The organism is Arthrobacter sp. MDT1-48-3, from assembly GCF_054511015.1.
This window is the reverse complement of record NZ_JBTNDL010000001.1, coordinates 600,886-619,682: the sequence shown is the minus strand read 5'-3', so window position 1 is coordinate 619,682 and position 18,797 is coordinate 600,886. Positions and strand designations below refer to the sequence as shown.

The 18,797-nt window shown below is 69.8% G+C and carries 16 protein-coding genes and 1 tRNA gene; 5 read left to right on the top strand and 12 right to left on the bottom strand.

From position 1 onward, the window contains the following. Nucleotides 1–81 precede the first annotated feature (81 nt). The 3 genes from ACX80L_RS02985 (at nucleotide 82) to ACX80L_RS02975 (ending at nucleotide 5,607) form a co-directional block, all read left to right on the top strand. Nucleotides 82–2,214, top strand: coding sequence for a cytochrome c oxidase assembly protein (locus tag ACX80L_RS02985; RefSeq protein WP_459287573.1), 2,133 nt, complete (start codon nucleotides 82–84; stop codon nucleotides 2,212–2,214). After that, complete coding sequence (locus ACX80L_RS02980) at nucleotides 2,211–4,199, top strand: NHL domain-containing thioredoxin family protein (RefSeq protein ID WP_459287571.1); 1,989 nt, start codon at nucleotides 2,211–2,213, stop codon at nucleotides 4,197–4,199. Before ACX80L_RS02985 ends, ACX80L_RS02980 begins: the two co-directional genes overlap by 4 nt. Nucleotides 4,200–4,515: 316 nt before the next feature. Further along, nucleotides 4,516–5,607 (top strand): SDR family oxidoreductase, encoded by a 1,092-nt coding sequence (locus tag ACX80L_RS02975; protein ID WP_459288076.1) that lies wholly within the window; start codon nucleotides 4,516–4,518, stop codon nucleotides 5,605–5,607. A gap of 47 nt (nucleotides 5,608–5,654) precedes the next feature. Here the strand turns inward: ACX80L_RS02975 and ACX80L_RS02970 are convergent, their stop codons facing one another. The 11 genes from ACX80L_RS02970 to ACX80L_RS02920 all read right to left on the bottom strand — a co-directional run bounded on the left by ACX80L_RS02970 (nucleotide 5,655) and on the right by ACX80L_RS02920 (nucleotide 15,800). Continuing rightward, entirely contained in the window at nucleotides 5,655–6,641 is a 987-nt protein-coding gene (locus ACX80L_RS02970) for a hypothetical protein (protein WP_459267997.1), read from the bottom strand. Nucleotides 6,642–6,666: 25 nt separating this feature from the next. Further along, a complete protein-coding gene (locus ACX80L_RS02965) occupies nucleotides 6,667–7,083 on the bottom strand; it encodes a hypothetical protein (protein WP_133081336.1) in 417 nt (138 codons plus the stop codon). 5 nt (nucleotides 7,084–7,088) lie between these two features. Beyond that, complete coding sequence (locus ACX80L_RS02960; protein ID WP_459287569.1) at nucleotides 7,089–8,798, bottom strand: helicase HerA-like domain-containing protein; 1,710 nt, start codon at nucleotides 8,796–8,798, stop codon at nucleotides 7,089–7,091. Between the two features lie 89 nt (nucleotides 8,799–8,887). After that, a complete protein-coding gene (locus tag ACX80L_RS02955; protein ID WP_133081334.1) occupies nucleotides 8,888–10,255 on the bottom strand; it encodes an ABC transporter ATP-binding protein in 1,368 nt (455 codons plus the stop codon). Nucleotides 10,256–10,286: 31 nt separating this feature from the next. Beyond that, a complete protein-coding gene (locus tag ACX80L_RS02950; RefSeq protein ID WP_208739350.1) occupies nucleotides 10,287–11,135 on the bottom strand; it encodes a carbohydrate ABC transporter permease in 849 nt (282 codons plus the stop codon). Next, complete coding sequence (locus ACX80L_RS02945; protein WP_244186328.1) at nucleotides 11,135–12,022, bottom strand: carbohydrate ABC transporter permease; 888 nt, start codon at nucleotides 12,020–12,022, stop codon at nucleotides 11,135–11,137. The genes ACX80L_RS02950 and ACX80L_RS02945 overlap by 1 nt, the downstream gene beginning before the upstream one ends. 122 nt (nucleotides 12,023–12,144) lie before the next feature. Further along, a complete protein-coding gene (locus tag ACX80L_RS02940; protein WP_459287567.1) occupies nucleotides 12,145–13,455 on the bottom strand; it encodes an extracellular solute-binding protein in 1,311 nt (436 codons plus the stop codon). Between the two features lie 179 nt (nucleotides 13,456–13,634). Continuing rightward, nucleotides 13,635–14,066, bottom strand: coding sequence for an aspartate 1-decarboxylase (gene panD, locus ACX80L_RS02935; RefSeq protein ID WP_208739348.1), 432 nt, complete (start codon nucleotides 14,064–14,066; stop codon nucleotides 13,635–13,637). A gap of 99 nt (nucleotides 14,067–14,165) precedes the next feature. Beyond that, nucleotides 14,166–14,236, bottom strand: a tRNA-Gly gene (locus ACX80L_RS02930). Nucleotides 14,237–14,259: 23 nt separating this feature from the next. After that, nucleotides 14,260–14,757 (bottom strand): protealysin inhibitor emfourin, encoded by a 498-nt coding sequence (locus tag ACX80L_RS02925; protein ID WP_459287565.1) that lies wholly within the window; start codon nucleotides 14,755–14,757, stop codon nucleotides 14,260–14,262. Further along, nucleotides 14,754–15,800 (bottom strand): M4 family metallopeptidase, encoded by a 1,047-nt coding sequence (locus ACX80L_RS02920; protein WP_459287563.1) that lies wholly within the window; start codon nucleotides 15,798–15,800, stop codon nucleotides 14,754–14,756. Before ACX80L_RS02920 ends, ACX80L_RS02925 begins: the two co-directional genes overlap by 4 nt. 68 nt (nucleotides 15,801–15,868) lie before the next feature. On the opposite strand from ACX80L_RS02920, the gene ACX80L_RS02915 reads away from it, so the two are divergent. Next, the gene (locus ACX80L_RS02915; protein WP_459287562.1) at nucleotides 15,869–16,723 is read left to right on the top strand and encodes a tryptophan 2,3-dioxygenase; all 855 of its coding nucleotides are present in this window, start codon (nucleotides 15,869–15,871) and stop codon (nucleotides 16,721–16,723) included. Nucleotides 16,724–16,755: 32 nt separating this feature from the next. Further along, nucleotides 16,756–17,331 carry a dCTP deaminase gene (gene dcd / locus ACX80L_RS02910; protein ID WP_133081329.1) on the top strand — a complete coding sequence of 192 codons (576 nt, stop codon included), beginning with the start codon at nucleotides 16,756–16,758 and terminating at the stop codon, nucleotides 17,329–17,331. A 4-nt stretch (nucleotides 17,332–17,335) separates the two neighbouring features. Here dcd and ACX80L_RS02905 read toward each other — a convergent pair whose 3' ends face one another. After that, nucleotides 17,336–18,724, bottom strand: coding sequence for an MFS transporter (locus tag ACX80L_RS02905; protein WP_459287559.1), 1,389 nt, complete (start codon nucleotides 18,722–18,724; stop codon nucleotides 17,336–17,338). Nucleotides 18,725–18,797: the final 73 nt, after the last annotated feature.

Here is an 18,797-nt window from a genome sequence, read left to right as displayed (position 1 = left end):
ACGACGGCAGCGGCCCTCCGTCGTTAACGACACCGGACGGAGGATTGGCCCTATTTCTACTGCGGGTAGAGAATGGTGTATATGACGACGACCGGTAGGCAACCGCGCGAGAAGTCCGCCAGCGCCCCCGTGGAGCGTGCGCTCGGAGCCGGTTGGCTGACCCTCGCGGGTGTCGTCGTCCTCGCGGCACTCGTCATCGCCCTGTTCTACTCGGGAGCGGCCGCTGCCCGGCAGCTCGGCGACCCCGGCGCCCTGACGCGCTGGGGACTGCCCGTCGCCAAGGTGCTGAACAACACCGCAGCCGCGGGCACCATCGGCGCCCTCGTCTTCGCGGTCATCATGCTGCCGCGCACGGTCGGCGCCAACGGCCGCAGACCGAAGGCCGACGCGGCCGAGCATCCTGCCTTCGCCCGCGTTCTGCTCCTGGCCTCCGTCTCCGCCGTCGCCTGGACGCTCGGCGCGCTGGGCGTCATGGTCTTCACCTACTCCGATGCCGCAGGCCTGCCGCTCAGCACCGACCCCGCGTACACGCAGGGGCTCGCGGCGTTCCTCACCGACTTCTCCACCGGCCGCGCCTGGCTGGTCACCTCCATCGTCTCGGCCGTGCTGGCCACGATCCTGTTCGGGGTCCGCTCGCAGACCGGACTGGCACTCACCCTGGTGTTCGCACTCCTGAACCTGCTGCCCATGGCGCTGATCGGCCACTCGGCCAGCGGCGACGACCACAACGCGGCGGTGAACTCGATCGCCCTGCACCTCGTCGGTGTCTGCCTGTGGGTGGGTGGCATCATCTCCCTCGCCGTCGTCAGCGGGAAGCTGGGGGACCAGGCGCTCCCGGTCCTCAAACGCTTCTCCGCCTTGGCCGGCTTCGCGTTCGTCCTCGTGGTGGGCTCGGGCGTCGTGAACGCCGGCCTCCGCATCACCGACCTCGCCCAGCTCAGTTCCCAGTGGGGGCTGCTGGTCACGTTCAAGACGATCGCCACGCTGCTCCTCGGCGGCATCGGCTGGATGCACCGGCAATGGATCATCCCGCAGCTCGGGGATCCTGCGGCCACCACCGGGTCGAAGCTCTCCGCGCGCCGCGTGCTGTGGCAGCTGATCGCCGTCGAGCTCGTCCTCATGGGAGCGGTCTCCGGTGTGGCCGGGGCACTCGGACGCACGGCCCCGCCCCGTGCGGAGGAACTGCCCACCGAGGCCGGCCCGGCCCGCGTCCTGACCGGCTACGACCTGCCGCCCGAGCCCACCGCCGCCCGCTGGCTCACCGAGTGGCGGCCCGACTGGCTGTGGATCACCGTCGCGCTGACCTTCGGGGTCGCCTACGTCCTCGGCATGGTGAAACTCCATCGCCGCGGGGACTCCTGGTCCGTGCCCAGGCTCCTCAGCTGGCTCGTGGGCCTGGCCCTGCTGACCTACTTCACGTCCGGTGCGCCGGCCATCTACGGGATGGTGCTCTTCAGCGCCCACATGATCGACCACATGGCACTCACCATGGTGGTGCCGCTGTTCCTGGTGCTGGGCGCGCCCGTGACCCTCGCGCTCAAGGCACTGGGGGCACGCCGCGACGGCACGCGGGGGCTGCGGGAGTGGATCCTGGTGATCGTGCACTCCTTGCCGTCGAGGATCATCACGCACCCCCTCGTCGCCGCGGGCAACTTCGTGGCCTCGATCATCGTCTTCTACTACTCGCCGCTCTTCGGCTTCGCCCTCCGCGAGCACGTGGGCCACGAGCTGATGATCACGCACTTCCTCCTCACCGGCTACGTCTTCGTGCTCTCGATGATCGGCTCCGATCCCGTTCCGCTGCGCGCCCCGTACCCGATGCGGATCCTGCTGCTCTTCGCGACCATGGCCTTCCACGCCTTCTTCGGCGTCACGCTCATGGGCTCGACGTCGCTGCTCGAGGCCTCCTGGTTCGGCAACATGGGCCGCGACTGGGGTGCGTCCGCCCTCGCGGACCAGCAGGTGGGCGGCGCCGTGACCTGGGGTGTGGGGGAACTGCCCACGCTCCTGCTCGCGATCGGCGTGGCCATCATGTGGTCCCGCTCGGACGCGCGCGAGACGAAGCGCAAGGACCGCGCGGCGGACAGGAATAACGACGCCGATCTCACGGCTTACAACAACATGTTCGCCGACCTCGCCGCGCGCGACGTCGGACCCCGTCCGGGCTCCCAGGGCGCGACGCGGGTGACCACCACAGCAGGAGACGATGAATGACCGAGACCACCGTCCGCGCCCGAGTGAACTACCGCGTGCGCGGCTCAGCCCTGACCGGCCGTAACTGGCTCAACACCGGCGGTAGGCAGCTGCAGCTCGAGGATCTCCGCGGGAAGATCGTGATCCTCGACTTCTGGACGTTCTGCTGCATCAACTGCCTGCACGTCCTCGACGAACTGCGTCCCCTCGAGGAGCAGTACTCGGACGTCCTCGTCACCGTGGGCGTGCACTCGCCGAAGTTCGAGCACGAGGCCGACCCGGTGGCTCTCGCCGCCGCCGTCGAGCGGTACGACATCCACCACCCCGTCCTCGACGACCCCGAGCTCACCACCTGGCAGGCCTACACGGCGCGGGCCTGGCCCACGCTCGTGGTGATCGATCCCGAGGGGTACATCGTGGCGCACCTCTCCGGCGAGGGCCACGCCGCAGGGCTCACCTCGCTCGTCGAGGAGCTCGTCGCCGAGCACGAGGCCAAGGGGACCCTGCACCGCGGGGACGGCCCGTACGTCCCGGCCGAGAGCACCGCGGGCGACCTGAAGTTTCCCGGCAAGCTCCTCGCGCTGCCCGCCACCGGCACCTTCCTCGCCGGTGACACCGGGCACCACCGGCTCGTGGAACTCGAAGCGGACCTCGTCACCGTGCGGCGCACCATCGGCTCGGGCACCAAGGGCTTCCGTGACGGCGGAGCGGACGAGGCCGAGTTCAACGAGCCCCAGGGCGTCGCGCTGCTGCCGGCGGAACTGGCCGCCGAGGTCGGGTACGACGTCGTCGTCGCCGACTCCGTGAACCACCGCCTGCGCGGCGTGGACCTCGCCACGGGGGAGGTGCGCACCCTCGCGGGCAACGGGACGCAGCGACTGCTCGACGCCGGCAACCACACCAAGACCGGGCCGCAGGAGAACTCCCACGAGATCGGTGCCCCCAGCGAGACGCCCCGGCTCACCGAGACGCAGCTCGGCACCGATGCCCTGAATCTCTCGCTGTCCTCGCCGTGGGACGTGCTGTACTCGTCGGTCCTGGACCGAGTGGTCATCGCCATGGCCGGTACCCACCAGATCTTCAGCTACGACCCCCGCACGCACGCCGTCGAGGTCCTGGCCGGCACCGGCCTCGAGGGACTGCTCGACGGCGACGCCTCGGCCGCCTGGTTCGCCCAGTCCTCCGGCCTCGCCGAGGACGCCAACGGCACCATCTGGATCGCCGACTCGGAGACCTCCTCGGTACGCCTCCTGTCCTTCGTCGAAGTGAACGGACGCCGCGGGGTCCAGGTCCAGACCGCCGTGGGGACCGGACTGTTCGACTTCGGCTTCCGGGACGGCGACGCCGAGCAGGCACGCCTGCAGCATCCGCTGGGCGTCACGGCACTGCCGGACGGATCGATCGCCATCGCGGACACCTACAACGGCGCGGTCCGCCGGTACGATCCGGTCACGCGCCAGGTGTCCACGCTGCTGCGCGGCCTCGCCGAGCCGTCCGACGTCCTGGTCGACATGACGCCGGTGGCCGACGGCGGGGACCCCCTGCTGATCGTCGTCGAGACCAACCGGCACCAGCTCGTCCGGGTGCCGCTGCCCAAGGAGGCGCTGGCCGTCGACGAGGGAGCGTCACAGACCCAGCGCCCGAAGACGCCGATGGCGGCCGGCCCCGTGGCCCTCACGGTGCGCTTCACCGCGCCCACGGGCCAGAAGCTCGACGACCGCTGGGGCGATCCCACGCAGCTCAAGATCAGCGCCTCGCCGGAGTCGCTCCTCGTCTCGGGCGGCGGCACGTCCACCGGACTGACGCGCGAGCTCGTCCTCTCACCGGACGCGGGCGACGGCGTCCTGCACATCACGGCACGCGCGGCGTCCTGCGACGGCGAGCCGGGCGGCGAGATCCCCGACCACGCGGCGTGCCATCTCTACCAGCAGGACTGGGGCATCCCGGTCTCGGTGACGGCCGACGGCGACACGGTCCTGACGCTGGATCTGCGCGGACTCGACTGACCTGCCGGTCCGGGTCGCATCGAAGGGCACCGGCCGCGGCCGGTGCCCTTCGTGTGTCCGGCGCCCGCGGCCCGGCCCGGAACGTAGCGCGAGGGGGCGCGGGGTGTGCGGTGCGTGCGGGTGTCCGGCACGGCGATGCCGACCCTGGCCGGAGCAGGGAATCCCCCCACGCCTCGCTGCCGCCGGAATATCTTTTCGGCAGGTCGGCTTGTCGCCTTCGGAGCCCGCGACGATCGATGCCTCCGCCGGCGGCCAGGACGTCCGCGGCAGGCAGGCATCCGCGGGCAGGACGCGACACGACGAGAAGGAGCGCAGGATGATGGCAGGGACGGCAGCAGCATCGCAGGGAGAGCGGACGGCACTCGTCGTGGGAGCGACCGGGATCGCCGGCTCCGCGCTCGTCGAGCAGCTTCTCGCCGAGGGATGGTCGGTGCTCGCACTGTCCCGCACAGCCGGCGCGGAACGCAGCGGCGTGCGCTGGCTGTCGGCGGACCTGACATCGGCCGAGTCCCTGTCCGCGGCCCTCGCCCCCGTGGACCCCAGCCACGTATTCTTCACGGCGTGGTCCCGGCGGGACACCGAGGAGGAGAACATCGCCGTGAACGCGGGCATGCTGCGCGACCTCCTGGCCGCCCTGCGCGGCAAGGACGTGGCCCACGTGGCCCTCATGACCGGCCTCAAGCACTACCTCGGTCCCTTCGAGGCCTACGCCGCCGGTGAGATGGCCGACACCCCGTTCCACGAGGAGGAGCCGCGGCTGCCCGTCGCGAACTTCTACTACGCGCAGGAGGACGAGCTGTTCGCGGCGGCCGCCGCGCAGGGCTTCACCTGGTCGGTCCACCGGTCGCACACCGTGATCGGCCACGCCGTCGGCAACGCGATGAACATGGGCCTGACCCTCGCGGCCCAGGCGGCGCTGTGCAGGGAGACGGGTGAGCCGTTCGTCTTCCCCGGCTCGGAGACCCAGTGGAACGGGCTGACGGACATGACGGACGCCGGCCTCCTCGCCGAGCACATGCTCTGGGCCGCGACGACGCCCGGAGCCGCCGACGAGGCCTACAACATCGTCAACGGGGACGTGTTCCGCTGGCGCTGGATGTGGCCCCGGCTCGCGGCCTACTTCGGCGTCGACTGGGAGGGGTATGCCGGGTCGCCACGGCCGCTCGAGCGGGCGATGGCGGGGCGCGAGGAGCAGTGGGCGGAGCTCGCGCGGCGCTCCGGGCTCGCGGAGCCGCGCCTGGACCGCGTGGCATCATGGTGGCACACGGACAGCGACCTGGGGCGCGACATCGAGGTGGTGACGGACATGGGCAAGAGCCGTGACGCCGGCTTCCCCGGCTACCGGCGGACGCTCGACGCCTTCATCGCGCTCTTCGACCGGTACCGCGCCGAGAACCTCATCCCCTGACGCGGAGGAGAACCGCGCGGGCCGCCGAGGCTGTCCGCGCGGTTCTCCTAGTAGCGGACGACGGGTGTCACGGTGACCTCGTCCCCGATCACCCGGAGGTCGGCCTCGAAATCGAACGGGACGGACTCCGAGACGTCCCGGACCGCACCGGAGAAGAAGTCCCTCAGCTGCGTCTCGATACGCGCCGACCCGCGCAGCGGTGCCAGCGACCATCCGCCGTCGGTCGGTGTGATCGTCGCCGTCGGGTACTCCTCGATGGACCACGCGATCTCGCCCGCCAACCGCTCGTTCGTCGGATAGTTGAACGGGCAGTTGGTCGGCTGGAAGACCGTCTGGGCCGCGCAGTCATCCAGGAAGGCCCGCAGCCGGTCGTCCACGGCCGAGGTCAGTTCCGGCGTCGCCTCCGTCGCGAGCGCCAGCGGCGGAGGCGGGGCGTCCCGGCCCGTCACCGTCACCGAATGCGCCGGCGCCCGGAAGTACCGTCCCTCGTACACGGCGTCGACGACCGCGGGGTAGAAGGACGCGAGCGCGGCCCTGCCGTCGGGAAGGCCCACATCCATGCCGTTCACCGCGGCTTCGACGCTGTTCAGGGCGGACACCTCGACCGTCGGCAGGACGGTCGGCTCGAACCGCCACACGTTGAAGAAGCCCCACTCCGTGCCCGTGCGCCGGAGCGGGAAGACCGTCGTCGACTCCGTGCCGTCCAGGGTGTAGGTCACCGGAACCTCGACGCGGTCCCCGCCCGTGTCGCGTGCCTCGCCCACCTCGACGTCGGCGAACGGAGCACTGGCCCTGCGGAGCGCGTCACCCTCGAGCAGGGCCGGATTCGAGCCCTCGGGTACTGACGCGTTGAGCAGGCCCAGTGCCTTGCCGCCGTCACCGTCGCGGAGTGCTTCGAGGTACAGGCCCACCTGGTGCTCCGGGCTGTAGAGCCGTCCGTTGAGGATCACGACGGCCGCGATGAAGGCTGCCGCGACGAGCATGAGGGCGAGCAGCCATGCTGCGACGACCTTCACTACGGGGCTGGTATGCACCTCTCAACGGTACCGGCTGCGCCGTTCAGCCGGGCAGGAAGCCCAGTGCGGCACCTCCGACGGCGAGCACGAGCCCTATTCCGGCGATGACCCGGGTGCCGCGGTAGGGCTCCTCGAGCGACCAGCGCGTGGGATTGCGGGCGTGGTAGAAGATGGTGACGTCCTCGCCCGGAGCGGGCGGTGGAGGAGCCGGCACGGAGCGGCGCCGCCGCATGCAGCTCGACCACAGGGCCTCGACGATCCTGTACCGGCTGTCGTGCCAGCGCAGGTACGGGTGGCCCTCGTGCTCGTACGTGACGGCCTGGGTCCTGGCCCACGAGCCGTAGACCAGCCGGATCACGAGTGCCGCGACGAGCAGCCCCACACCCAGGGCCGTGAGGGTGGAGCTCACGATCTCGGTCACGACCATCGGTGCGTCCTTCGGCGCCACAGGGCGTGCCATGGTCCTCAGGACCACGGGCGCCTGCGGCGCCTGGTCCCGAAGAGTCCGCGGGCCAGTTCCTTGCCGATCACCCCTGCAGCCCGGAGCGCGAGGTCGGCCATCTCGTCACGGTCGGGCGCGCGCCCTGCCCGCCGGTCCGTCCTCCGCGCACGACCCTGCCCGGAGCGCCGTCCGTCGCCCTCCCCGCGGCCGCCGGGCCCGTACCCGGTCCCGTGACCCGCGGGAGGCGAGGACGTACCGAGGATCTCGTCCTCGATGCGGCGGGCCTCCGCGTCGCGGTCCTCCCGTCGCGAGGCGACGCCCGTCCCGGCCGGGGGATCGGCGCGGGTGCCTGATCCGCCGTCGGCAGCGCCTCCGGGCGCATCCCGTGCTGCCAGTGTCTCGAAGGCCGAGTGCCGGTCGACGGACTCGCCGTACCTGGCGAGGAGCGGTGATGACGCGACGGCGGCCGGCACGGTGCCCTCGGGTGCGCGGCCCATGACCGATGCGGGGGAGCGCAGGCGCGTCCAGGCGACGGGGGTGGGAGCGCCGTGCTCGTTCAGCACGGTCACCACGGCCTCGCCGATGCCCGCGGAGGTGAGGACCTCCTCGAGGTCGTAGGGGCTCGTCGGGAAGGTCGACACCGTGGCACGCAGGGCCTTGGCGTCGTCGGGCGTGTAGGCGCGCAGGGCGTGCTGCACGCGGTTGGCCAGCTGGCCCAGGATCTCTCCCGGGAGGTCCCTGGGTGTCTGGGTGATGAAGAAGATGCCGACGCCCTTGGACCGGATGAGCCGCACGGTCGCCTGGATGGACTCACGGAAGGCCTTCGAGGAACCGGTGAAGAGCAGATGCGCCTCGTCGAGGAAGAACACGAGGCGGGGCTTGTCGACGTCGCCGACCTCCGGCAGCTCGGCGAACAGGTCCGCCAGCAGCCACATCAGGAACGTGGAGAAGAGCCGGGGTTTCTGCTGCACCGCGACGAGTTCGAGCGCCGTGATGATGCCGCGGCCGTCCGCGGCGGTGCGCAGCAGATCGGCGGTGTCGAACTCCGGTTCGCCGAAGAAGGCGTCCATGCCCTGTGCCTCGAGAGCGACCAGCTCGCGCAGGATCACCCCGGCCGTCGCCTTCGAGAGGCCGCCGAGCAGTCCGAGGGCCTCCTTGCCCTCGGCCGAGGTGAGGAAGCCGATGACGGCGCGCAGGTCGGCGAGGTCGTAGAGTTCGAGGCCGTTCCGGTCGGCGTAGTGGAACACCAGCTGCAGACTGGATTCCTGCGTCTCGTTGAGGTCCATCACACGGCTCAGGAGCAGCGGCCCGAACGAGGAGATCGTGGCACGGACCGGGATGCCGTTCCCGTCCGGGCCGAGCGAGAGGAATTCGACCGGGAAGGCGGCGGGAGCCCAGTCCTGACCGACGCTCGTGGTGCGCTTCGCCAGCCGCTCCGAGGCGGTGCCCGGCGCGGCGAGACCCGTCAGGTCACCCTTGATGTCCGACAGGAAGACCGGGACGCCGTGTGCCGAGAGCTGTTCCGCGAGGACCTGCAGCGTCACGGTCTTGCCGGTACCCGTGGCACCGGCGATCAGCCCGTGGCGGTTCATCATGGCGAGGGGGAGCCGGACCTGGGCGCCGGTATGCAGCGTCCCGTCCACGAGGGCCGCCCCGAGCTGGAGGGTCGGTCCCCCGAAGACGTATCCGGCAGTGATGTCGGCGACCTGGTCGGCGCCGTCGTGTTCGACCATAGGGTCAGACTACACAGCAGGGCCGGCACCCGATCCGGTGCCGGCCCTGCTATGGTCGCGCCCGCCTGCGCGGGCTGGGAACGGCCCGGTCAGCCCGCGGTGTGTCGCCCGCCGGCCGCCGTCGCGCCCCCTGACGAGCCCGCCCCGGCCTTCACCGTGGTGTCCTCGCGCCGGCCGGGAGCGCCGTCGGCGGAACCGTTGCCGTCCCTGCGTCCGTCCGCCTGCTGCGCGGTCGCGATCTCCTCGGCGCGTTCCTCGGCCGCCTCCCGCGTCAGCTCGGCGCCGGCCTCGGCGTCGCGGGTGAGGTTCTCTCCCGACTCGGCATCGAACAGGTGCAGCTTGCGCGTGTCGAGCCAGATCTCCGCCTCCCGCCCGCCGCGGATGCGGCTCGCCGCGTCCAGGGTGACGACGACCTGCGGCCGCAGTTCGTCCGCGTCCATGTCCCGGGCCAGGCTGTCGAGCAGTTCCCTCATCTCCGGGGCCGGATCGAAGTTGATGTACCCGTACTGCTCGTTCCCGAGCCACTCCGTGTGGGTCAGCGTGGCCGTGAACGTGGACCCGTTCGACTTCTTGTGGTCCTCCACGAGCTTGGCGTCCTCGAAGAACTCCGGCCGGACGCCCACGAGCACGACCTTCTTGCCCGCCGCCTTCCGCGCCTTGTCCTCCGGGATCTCGAGGTCGCCGATGGCCGTCCTGAGCAGGTTGCCCTCGAGGGTCGCCGGCAGGAAGTTCATCGACGGAGAGCCGATGAAGCCGGCGACGAACAGGTTGACCGGCTGTTCGTACAGTTCACGCGGCGAGGCGATCTGCTGCAGTTCACCCTTCTTCAGCACGGCCACGCGGTCGCCGAGCGTCATGGCCTCCGTCTGGTCGTGCGTCACGTAGACCGACGTGACGCCCAGGCGCCGCTGCATCTGGGAGATCTCCGAGCGCATCTGGCCGCGGAGCTTCGCATCGAGGTTGGAGAGCGGCTCGTCGAAGAGGAAGGCGTCCGCCTGCCGCACGATCGCGCGTCCCATGGCGACGCGCTGCCGCTGGCCGCCGGAGAGGTTCGCCGGCTTGCGCTGCAGGTGGTCGGTGAGTTCGAGGGTCGCGGCCGCCTCGGTGACGAGCTTGTCGACCTGCTCATCGGAATGCTTGCCCTTCGCCAGGCGCAGGGGGAACGCGATGTTCTCGTACACCGTGAGGTGCGGGTACAGCGCGTAGTTCTGGAACACCATCGCCAGGTTGCGGTCGCGGGGCGCCTTGTCGTTCACGCGCTGGCCGTCGATGAGGAGATCGCCGTCGGTGATGTCCTCGAGGCCCACGATCATGCGCAGCAGCGTGGACTTCCCGCAGCCCGAGGGGCCGACCAGGATAATGAACTCGCCGTCGGCGATATCGATGCTGACGTCGTTGACGGCGGGGAAGCCGTCGCCGTACTTCTTGACCAGGTGATTGAGGGTGATGGAAGCCATGGTGCGAAATCCTTTACTTGAACCGGGGGCGTTAGCCCTTGACGGCGCCGGAGGTCAGGCCCGAGACGATCTGGCGTTGGAAGAGCAGGACCAGGAGGACGATCGGGATGGTGACGATGATCGCCGCCGCGGAGATCGCCCCCGTCGGTGCCTCGAACTGCGATGCACCCGTGAAGAAGGCGAGGGCGGCGGGCACCGGCCTCGCCGCCTCGGTGGAGGTGAGCGAGATGCCGTACACGAAGTCGTTCCAGGCGATGAAGAACGCGATGATCGCGGTGGTGAACACACCGGGCGCTGCCAGGGGCACGATCGCCTTGCGGAACGCCTGCCACGTCGTCGCGCCGTCCACCTGTGCGGCCTGCTCGAGCTCCCACGGGATCTGCCGGAAGAAGGCGGCGAGGGTCCAGATGGAGATCGGGAGGGTCAGTGACAGGTACGGGATGATCAGGCCGAGCCACGTGTCGTAGAGCCCGATGGTGCGCCACAGGTTGAACAGCGGCGTCACGATCGAGATGACCGGGAAGATCGAGACCGCGAGCGCCGTGGTGAGGACCAGCTTCTTGCCCGGGAAGTCCAGCCTCGCGATCGCATAGGCGCACAGGGTGGCCAGGACGACGGCGATGAAGGTCGCGATCAGCGTGATGCCGATCGAGTTGCGCAGGGCCGAGAGGAACAGCCCCTGGGCGTCTCCCACCAGGATCTGCTCGTAGTTGGAGGTGGTGGCCCTGCCGGACGTCGGGAGGAACTTGCCGCTCGTGAGGTCGCTGGGGGCCTTGAACGACGTGGCGAGGATCGAGACCACGGGGAACAGCGCGTAGATCAGGACGAGGACCGTCACGATCGCCCAGAGGATCTTGCCCCGGGTACTGGTGTTCGTCATTACTTTCCTCCCTGCGATCCGGCGAGATCGACCTTGAACAGCTTGATCGCGATGAAGCAGATCAGCAGGACGCACAGGAACAGGAGGACGGAGACGGCAGAGCCGAGCCCGATCTCGAGCCGGCTGATCGATTGTCGGTAGGCGAGCAGCGACAGCACTTCCGTGCCGTACGCCCCGTTGGTCATGATGAACACGTTGTCGAAGATCCGGAAGGCGTCCAGCGCACGGAAGAGCACGGCGACCATGATCGCGGCCTTCATGTTGGGGATGATGACCTTGCGCATCTGCTCCCACCAGGTGGCTCCGTCGACCTTCGCCGCCTCGCTGAGTTCGTCGGGTACCTGCGCGAGGCCGGCGAGGAGGAGCAGCGAGATGAACGGGGTTGTCTTCCAGATCTCCGACGCCATGATGACAAAGAGGGCCGTGGGCCCCTGCGCGAACCAGTTCAGGTTCTCGTCGATGCCGGGAAGCCAGCCGAACCAGTTGTTGACGTACCCCGAGTTGATGTCGAACGCGTAGAACCACGCGAACGCGGAGACGACGGTGATGATGCCGTACGGCACGAGGATCGCCGTGCGCAGCAGACCGCGCACGGATTTCAGGGCCTTGTGCATCACGAGGGCGAGGGCGAAGCCGAGGACGAGTTCCACGATCACGGTGACGACGGTGATGAACACCGTGGTCCACAGGCCCGACCACCAGACCGGGTCGGAGAGGATCACGGCGTAGTTCCCGAGACCGATGAACTCGCGCTCGCCGGGGGCCGTGAGGCGGAAGCGGAACAGTGATTCGTAGATGGCCTGCAGGATCGGGTACAGCGTCACGAGCAGCATGATCACGAATGCCGGCCCGGCGAGGATCCAGCCGAGCCGACGCTCGGCACGCACGCGGTCGCTGTACTGCTTCTGGGGTTTCTTGGTCTTGCCGTTGCCCGTGCCGGTGTCGCGTTCGACGCGCGGGCCGGGCTCGGTGGACGACGCCGTCGTCGTCTTCGCTGGGATGGCGGAGGTCACAGGAGTTGCTCCCCTCGAAGGACCGATGTGATGAAGTCGCTCGACGTCTCCGGGGTGCTGTCCGGGTCGACGTCGGCGGGGGGCGCCCAGCGCTGCTGGATGCCGGTGGAGACCTCGTTGTAGAACGGGGTCTGCGGACGGGGTGCTGCTACCTGGAGGGAATCCCGGATGGTCTCGGCCATGGGGAAGGTCTCCTCAATCCGGGGGTCCTCGTAGGCCTCCGTGTTGGACGGCGGATTGCCGTTGGTCACGAAGTACTCCGCCTGGTTCTCCACGGAGACGATGCACTGGACCGCTTCGTACGCGAGGTCGGGGTTGTCGCTCTCGGCTCCGACGCCGAGGTTGATACCGCCGAGCGGGGGCGCCGACTCCTGGTCCGCCGTCATGCGCGGGAAGATGCCCCAGCCGAGGTCGTCGACGACCGCCTGGTCCAGCGTGCCCGCCTCGACGGCGGCCGTGGTGGCCGGCCAGACGAACGGGTAGTTGACCATGAAGGAGCCGGAGTCGCCCTGGAAGGCGATGAGCGAGGCGTTCTCGTCCTGGGTGGGAAGCCCCGGGCCGCCCAGTCCGTCCTTGCCGATCGTGGAGATCACCTCGGCTGCAGCGACACCGGCGTCGGAGTCGAGGCCGAGCTCGATGGTGTCCGCCGTCGCCTCGGGGTCGACGATGATGGAGCCCCCCGCCGACTCGATCAGGGCGTTCACCCAGACCGTCATCGACTCCGCCTGCGCGCCCTGGACGCCCAGGGACTTGTCCTGGCTCTTTGCGGCCTCCATGATCTGCTCCCACGTGACGGGCTTGCTCATGTCCAGGCCGGCGGCCTCCGCCACCGACTTGCGGTACCAGAGGATCTGCGTGTTGGCCCAGAACGGGACGGTGACGAGTTCGTCCTTCCAGGTGGCCCCGGCGAGGGCACCCTCGACGACGTTCTCCGTCGTGCTCTCCGCGACCTCCTCGGGCACCGGCGCCAGGAAGCCCGGCTCGGCGAGTTCCGGGATGAAGGGGGGATCGAGGCTCATGATGTCGAGCGACGAATCCCCCGCGGCGAGGCGCCGTGCCAGCTGCTCCCGCTGGGAGGCGGCGTCGCTCGGCAGGAGCGAGGTCTCGATGCGGTAGCGCCCGCCCGATTCGTCGCTGCACTTCTGCGCTATTGCGGCCTGGCCCCCGTTGTCGGGGTTGATGTACCAGGTCAGGGAGTTGTCCGCCTGTGCCGGACCGCAGCCGCTCATGGCGAGTGTCCCCATGATCATGCTCACGACGACGGCGGCCTTCGGACGGCTCTTGCGTGTTCTTCGACTAGTCGGCATTCGTACCGAGCCTCCACATCCTCGTAGACAGCCCGGCTGACGGTTCGAGCGAATCGACAGCCTAAGCAAGCTTGCTTTTCGACCCTATGCCTTGCTGCCCCAAACCGCTAGGCAGTCTGCTGACCATCGCGCAAAAGGGCGTCCAGGACCCACGGGAGCCGGCGGAGGTGCGAGGTGGTTCAGGCGGAGACGGCGGAGTTGTCCAGCGCGAAGGGCGGGCGCTCGAGGTCACCGGTGACCGCCTCGGCAGGATCGGAGCCGAGCTCGACGATCCGGTTGCCGGCGTCCACGTGCACGACGGTGGGGACGAAGGCACGCGCTTCCTCGGTGGTCATCTGCGCGTAGGTGATCAGGATGACGAGGTCGCCGCGCTGGACGAGGTGCGCCGCGGCGCCGTTGATGCCGAGGACGCCGGATCCCCGCTCGCCGGCGATGGTGTAGGTCTCGAGCCGCGCGCCGTTGGTGATGTCGACGATCGACACCAGCTCGCCGGGCAGGATGTCCGCGGCATCGAGCAGGTCCAGGTCCACCGTCACGGACCCGACGTAGTGCAGGTCGGCATGGGTGACCGTGGCGCGGTGGATCTTCGACTTGAACATTGTGCGATTCATCGCCTCAAGAATACGCCGGTCCGGCGCATGCCGCGGAGCGGCGGAAGGTGTCCTTGGGCACACCCGGAGCTCCGGGGACGGACCCCGCCGGGGGTCGAGAGCGGGCGACGGGAATCGAACCCGCGTATCGAGCTTGGGAAGCTAGCGCTCTACCATTGAGCTACGCCCGCACGGTTGGAACCGCTCCATCACCTTACAACAGTTCTTGCGGCTTCCCGGGACCGGCGTCGCCTGCGTGCTCGGGACCCCCGTCCGGACCCGCTGCGTCGGCTCCGTCAGCCGCCCCGGACGCTGCCCGGCCGGCCCGGGACCCCTCACGCTCTCCGGCCGTGACCGGTGCCCCGTCCGCAGTTGCGGCCGCGGGAGCGGCGCGCGCCTCAGCCCGGGCCCGCTCGATCAGTTCCCGCCAGGGCTCCTCGAGCCGGCTCTCCGGCACGTACACCTCCGTGTAGCCGATGGCGATCCGATAGGTGAAGCGGTCGCGCTGGGCCCCCGGCGCGGGCCCGGCCGCCTGCGCGGCATCCCCGGAAGGAGGTCCCCCGGCGCGGGTACCGCCCTCCGGGCCGGCCGCACCCGCTTCCGCCTCCGCGAGCGGCAGCCAGCGTTCCTCGGCCTCGGTGCGGCTCACCTCGATGCTCCAGGTGCGGGTGAGCCCAGCGAAGCCGCCCGAGCGGGTGATCTCGATCCTCACGGCAGCACGCCGACCTGGGACCAGGCGCCGGTGACCGCTCCGGCCTCGGGACTGCCGGCGCCGAAACGCTTCTCCGCGGCGCCTACGGTGGCACGCGCGAAGGCCGGGAAGTCGCAGTCCGGTGGGATGGTGCCTCCGAGGACGGCGTCGTACCAGATGCGTCCGGCGCCCTCCCAGGCCCGTCCGCCGAGGGCGGTCGCCGCGAGGTAGAAGGCGTGGTTGGGGATCCCGGAGTTGATGTGCACGCCGCCGTTGTCCGACGTCGTCTCCACGTAGTCCGCCATGGTGGCGGGCTGCGGGTCCTTGCCGAGGACGTCGTCGTCGTACGCGGTGCCCGGTGCCCGCAGTGAGCGGAGCGCTTCCCCCTGCACCTGGGCGGTGAAGATGCCGGCTCCCACGAGCCAGGACGCGTCGGCCGCGTCCTGCCGCAGTTCCCGCTGCTCCACGAGGACACCGAACACGTCCGACAGCGACTCGTTGAGAGCGCCCGACTGGCCCTGGTACTCCAGGTTGGTCGAGTACTGCGTGAAGCCGTGGGTCAGTTCGTGGCTGATGACGGTCAGGGAGGCCGTGAAACGCCCGAAGATCTCGCCGTCGCCGTCGCCGAACACCATGCGCCCGCCGTCCCAGAACGCGTTGTCGTAGCCGGTGCCGTAGTGCACCGTGGCCTCGAGCGGCCTGCCGGCGCCGTCGATCGAGGACCGCCCGTACTCCTCGCTGAACAGCCGGTAGGTGGAGCCGAGGCCGTCGTAGGCCTCGTCCGCGGCGGCGTCGCCCGTGGCGGGTGCGCCCTCGGCCCGCACGAGGTTCCCGGGGAGCTCTTCGCGGCCGCCCGCGTCGGAGATGCGCCGGGTCAGGGTCCCCACCACGGCGGCCCTCCGCACGGGGGCGCTGAGGGCTTCCGAGCGGACCTGCAGGACGGGGTCGAGCTCCAGCAGGGCGTGCCGCGCCGCCCGGGCGGCGACGGTGAGCCGTGGATCCTGAAGGGCCGCGAGGCGCGTGAGAAGGTGTGGTGGGACGATGCTGCAGTGGATCCGCTGCATGGGGCCTCCTTCGGTTGGACCCAACCTAGACCCGCAGGCCGACAATCCTCGGCACGTAGGCTTGCGCCATGAGTGCAGAGCGGAACACGCGCAGCCTGGAGCAGGGCATCGAGCGGGATTTCTCGAACAAGATGAGCTACGGGTCGTACCTGGAGCTGGACCGGCTGCTCGACGCGCAGCATCCCGTGAGCTCGCCCGAACACCACGACGAGATGCTGTTCATCATCCAGCACCAGACCTCCGAGCTGTGGCTCAAGCTCGTGCTGCACGAACTCACGGCCGTGCGCCTGAAGCTGCAGGGGGACGACCTGAGGGCGGCGATGAAGGGGATCGCACGCATCAAGCACATCCAGCGCTCCCTGACGGAGCAGTGGTCGGTGCTGGCGACCCTCACGCCGTCCGAGTACGCGGAGTTCCGCGGCGACCTGGGGTCCTCGAGCGGCTTCCAGTCCTACCAGTACCGTGCCGTCGAGTTCCTGCTCGGCAACAAGAACGAGGCCATGCTCCAGGTGTTCGCGGCGGACCCCGCGGCCGAGGCCCTCCTCTCGGACCTCCTGGATCGGAGCAGCGTGTACGACGAGTTCATCGCGCTCCTGGCACGGCGCGGGTATGCGATCCCGGCAGACCTGCTCGGGCGGGACGTCCGGGTGGCGCACGAGTTCCATCCCGCGCTCGTCGCCGTCTACAAGGAGGTGTACGAGGACGCCGCGGGCCACTGGGACATCTACGAGGCCTGCGAGGAGCTCGTGGACCTCGAGGACAACTTCCAGCTGTGGCGCTTCCGCCACCTGAAGACCGTCGCGCGGACGATCGGATTCAAGCCCGGCACCGGGGGGTCGTCCGGCGTCGGGTTCCTCCAGCGGGCGCTCGAGCTGACTTTCTTTCCCGAGCTCTTCGCCGTCCGCACCGAGATCGGCCGCTGAAGGGCGCGGATCGGTGCTGGTAGTTTTGGACGGTGCTGATCTCCGACCGCGACATCCGAGCAGAACTGTCCGCCCAGAGGATCGTCCTCGAACCCTTCGATCCCGCGATGGTGCAGCCCTCCAGCGTCGATGTCCGCATCGACCGCTACTTCCGGCTCTTCGACAACCACAAGTACGCCCACATCGATCCAGCCGAGGACCAGCCGGACCTCACGCGCCTGGTCGAGGTCGCGCCCGACGAGCCGTTCATCCTCCACCCGGGGGAGTTCGTGCTCGGGTCCACCTATGAGACCGTCACGCTTCCCGACGACATCGCGGCGCGGCTCGAGGGCAAGTCGTCGCTGGGCCGGCTCGGGCTCCTCACGCACTCGACGGCGGGCTTCATCGATCCCGGCTTCTCCGGGCACGTGACCCTGGAGCTCTCCAACATGGCGACCCTGCCCATCAAGCTGTGGCCCGGTTCGAAGATCGGCCAGCTGTGCTTCTTCAAGCTGACCTCGCCCGCCGAGCACCCCTACGGGTCGGGGGAGTACGGCAACCGCTACCAGGGACAGCGGGGCCCGACGGCGTCGCGCAGCCACCTCAACTTCCACCGCACGGGCATCTGAGCCCTCACGCCTCGGGCACGACGGCACGCACCACCCGGGCCGGCGGCCGGACGGGCAGCAGGACGAGGAGTCCCGCGAGCAGGACCACGAGGATCCCGATCACGCCGTACAGCTGCGAGCCGAACACCCCGATGCACAGGGCGAACAGCGTCGGGGCGAGGAAGCTCACCGCACGGCCCGTCGTGGCGTAGAGGCCGAACAGTTCGCCCTCGTCGCCGACCGGCGCCAGCCGCGCGAGGTAGGCCCGCGACGACGCCTGCGCCGGTCCGACGAACAGGGTCAGCAGCAGCCCGAAGACCCAGAAGGTCGTGTCGGAGGTCCAGTCCATGCCGAAGAAGGAATGCGTCTCGGTCCCGAGTAGGAGGATCGCCGTCCCGGCCACCAGCAGGCCCACCAGGGCGCCGATGATCACGCGCTTCGGGCCGATGCGGTCGTCGAGGAAGCCGCCGATCACGGCGCCCGCCGCGGCGATGACGTTGGCGGCGATGGCGAAGACGATCACCATGCTCGCGGAGAACCCGAACGCACCGGCCGCCAGGATCCCGCCGAAGGTGAAGACCGCGGCGAGGCCGTCCCGGAAGATGGCACTGGCGAGCAGGAAGAAGATGGTGTGGGGGCTTTCCCGGTAGATGGCCTTCACGCGCCGCACCAGCAGACCGTAGGAGGCGAGGAACCCCAGCTGGGCGGCCCGGGCCCGGCGGGGGACCTCCGGCACGGCGAACATCACGGGCAGGGCGAACGCGGCGAACCACAGGGCCGAGAAGACGGCGACCAGCCGGATGTTCAGGCCGTCCTCGCTCGAGGCGCCCGCCCAGTCGACGACCGGCTGGATGAACACCACGAGGACCACCACGAGTGCCACGATGCCGCCCACGTAGCCCATGGCCCACCCGAAACCGCTGACCCGGCCGATCGTCGACGGGGTCGAGATCTGGGTCAGCATCGCGTTGTAGTTGACGCCCGCGAACTCGAAGAAGATGTGGGCGGCGGCGATGAGCGCGACGCCGAGGACCAGCATCCCGGGGCTCGGGAACACGAAGAAGCACAGCGCGGTCAGCACGGCCACGATCAGGGTGTTCACGCCGAGCCACAGCTTGCGGCGCCCCCCGCTGTCCGAGCGCTGCCCGGTGACCGGAGCCAGGAGGGCGATCAGCAGGCCGGCGACCGCGAGGCCCCAGCCGAGCACCTGTGAGGCCCGTTCCTCACCGCCGAAGGCGTCCGACGTGAGGTACACCGTGAAGACGAACGTGGTCATGACGGCGTTGAAGGCCGCCGAGCCCCAGTCCCACGACGCCCAGGCGAGGACGGGCTTGTTGAAGATGCGGCCTGAGCCCACGGCCGGAAGGGGAGCAGGGGCCTCCGCGGGGGGCGGAACCTGCTGATGGGTACTCATACGGTGAATGCTAGCGCCGTATGATCCTGGTCACGCCCGCAGCCGTCGAAGGCGCGCGGCGAGCCGGACCGGC

Coding starts and splice junctions, on each gene's coding strand:
- ACX80L_RS02985 (WP_459287573.1), top strand. CDS start 82: ATGACGACGACCGGTAGGCAACCGCGCGAGAAGTCCGCCAGCGCCCCC.
- ACX80L_RS02980 (WP_459287571.1), top strand. CDS start 2,211: ATGACCGAGACCACCGTCCGCGCCCGAGTGAACTACCGCGTGCGCGGC.
- ACX80L_RS02975 (WP_459288076.1), top strand. CDS start 4,516: ATGATGGCAGGGACGGCAGCAGCATCGCAGGGAGAGCGGACGGCACTC.
- ACX80L_RS02965 (WP_133081336.1), bottom strand. CDS start 7,083: ATGGCACGCCCTGTGGCGCCGAAGGACGCACCGATGGTCGTGACCGAG.
- ACX80L_RS02960 (WP_459287569.1), bottom strand. CDS start 8,798: ATGGTCGAACACGACGGCGCCGACCAGGTCGCCGACATCACTGCCGGA.
- ACX80L_RS02955 (WP_133081334.1), bottom strand. CDS start 10,255: ATGGCTTCCATCACCCTCAATCACCTGGTCAAGAAGTACGGCGACGGC.
- ACX80L_RS02950 (WP_208739350.1), bottom strand. CDS start 11,135: ATGACGAACACCAGTACCCGGGGCAAGATCCTCTGGGCGATCGTGACG.
- ACX80L_RS02940 (WP_459287567.1), bottom strand. CDS start 13,455: ATGCCGACTAGTCGAAGAACACGCAAGAGCCGTCCGAAGGCCGCCGTC.
- panD (WP_208739348.1), bottom strand. CDS start 14,066: ATGAATCGCACAATGTTCAAGTCGAAGATCCACCGCGCCACGGTCACC.
- ACX80L_RS02920 (WP_459287563.1), bottom strand. CDS start 15,800: ATGCAGCGGATCCACTGCAGCATCGTCCCACCACACCTTCTCACGCGC.
- ACX80L_RS02915 (WP_459287562.1), top strand. CDS start 15,869: ATGAGTGCAGAGCGGAACACGCGCAGCCTGGAGCAGGGCATCGAGCGG.
- ACX80L_RS02905 (WP_459287559.1), bottom strand. CDS start 18,724: ATGAGTACCCATCAGCAGGTTCCGCCCCCCGCGGAGGCCCCTGCTCCC.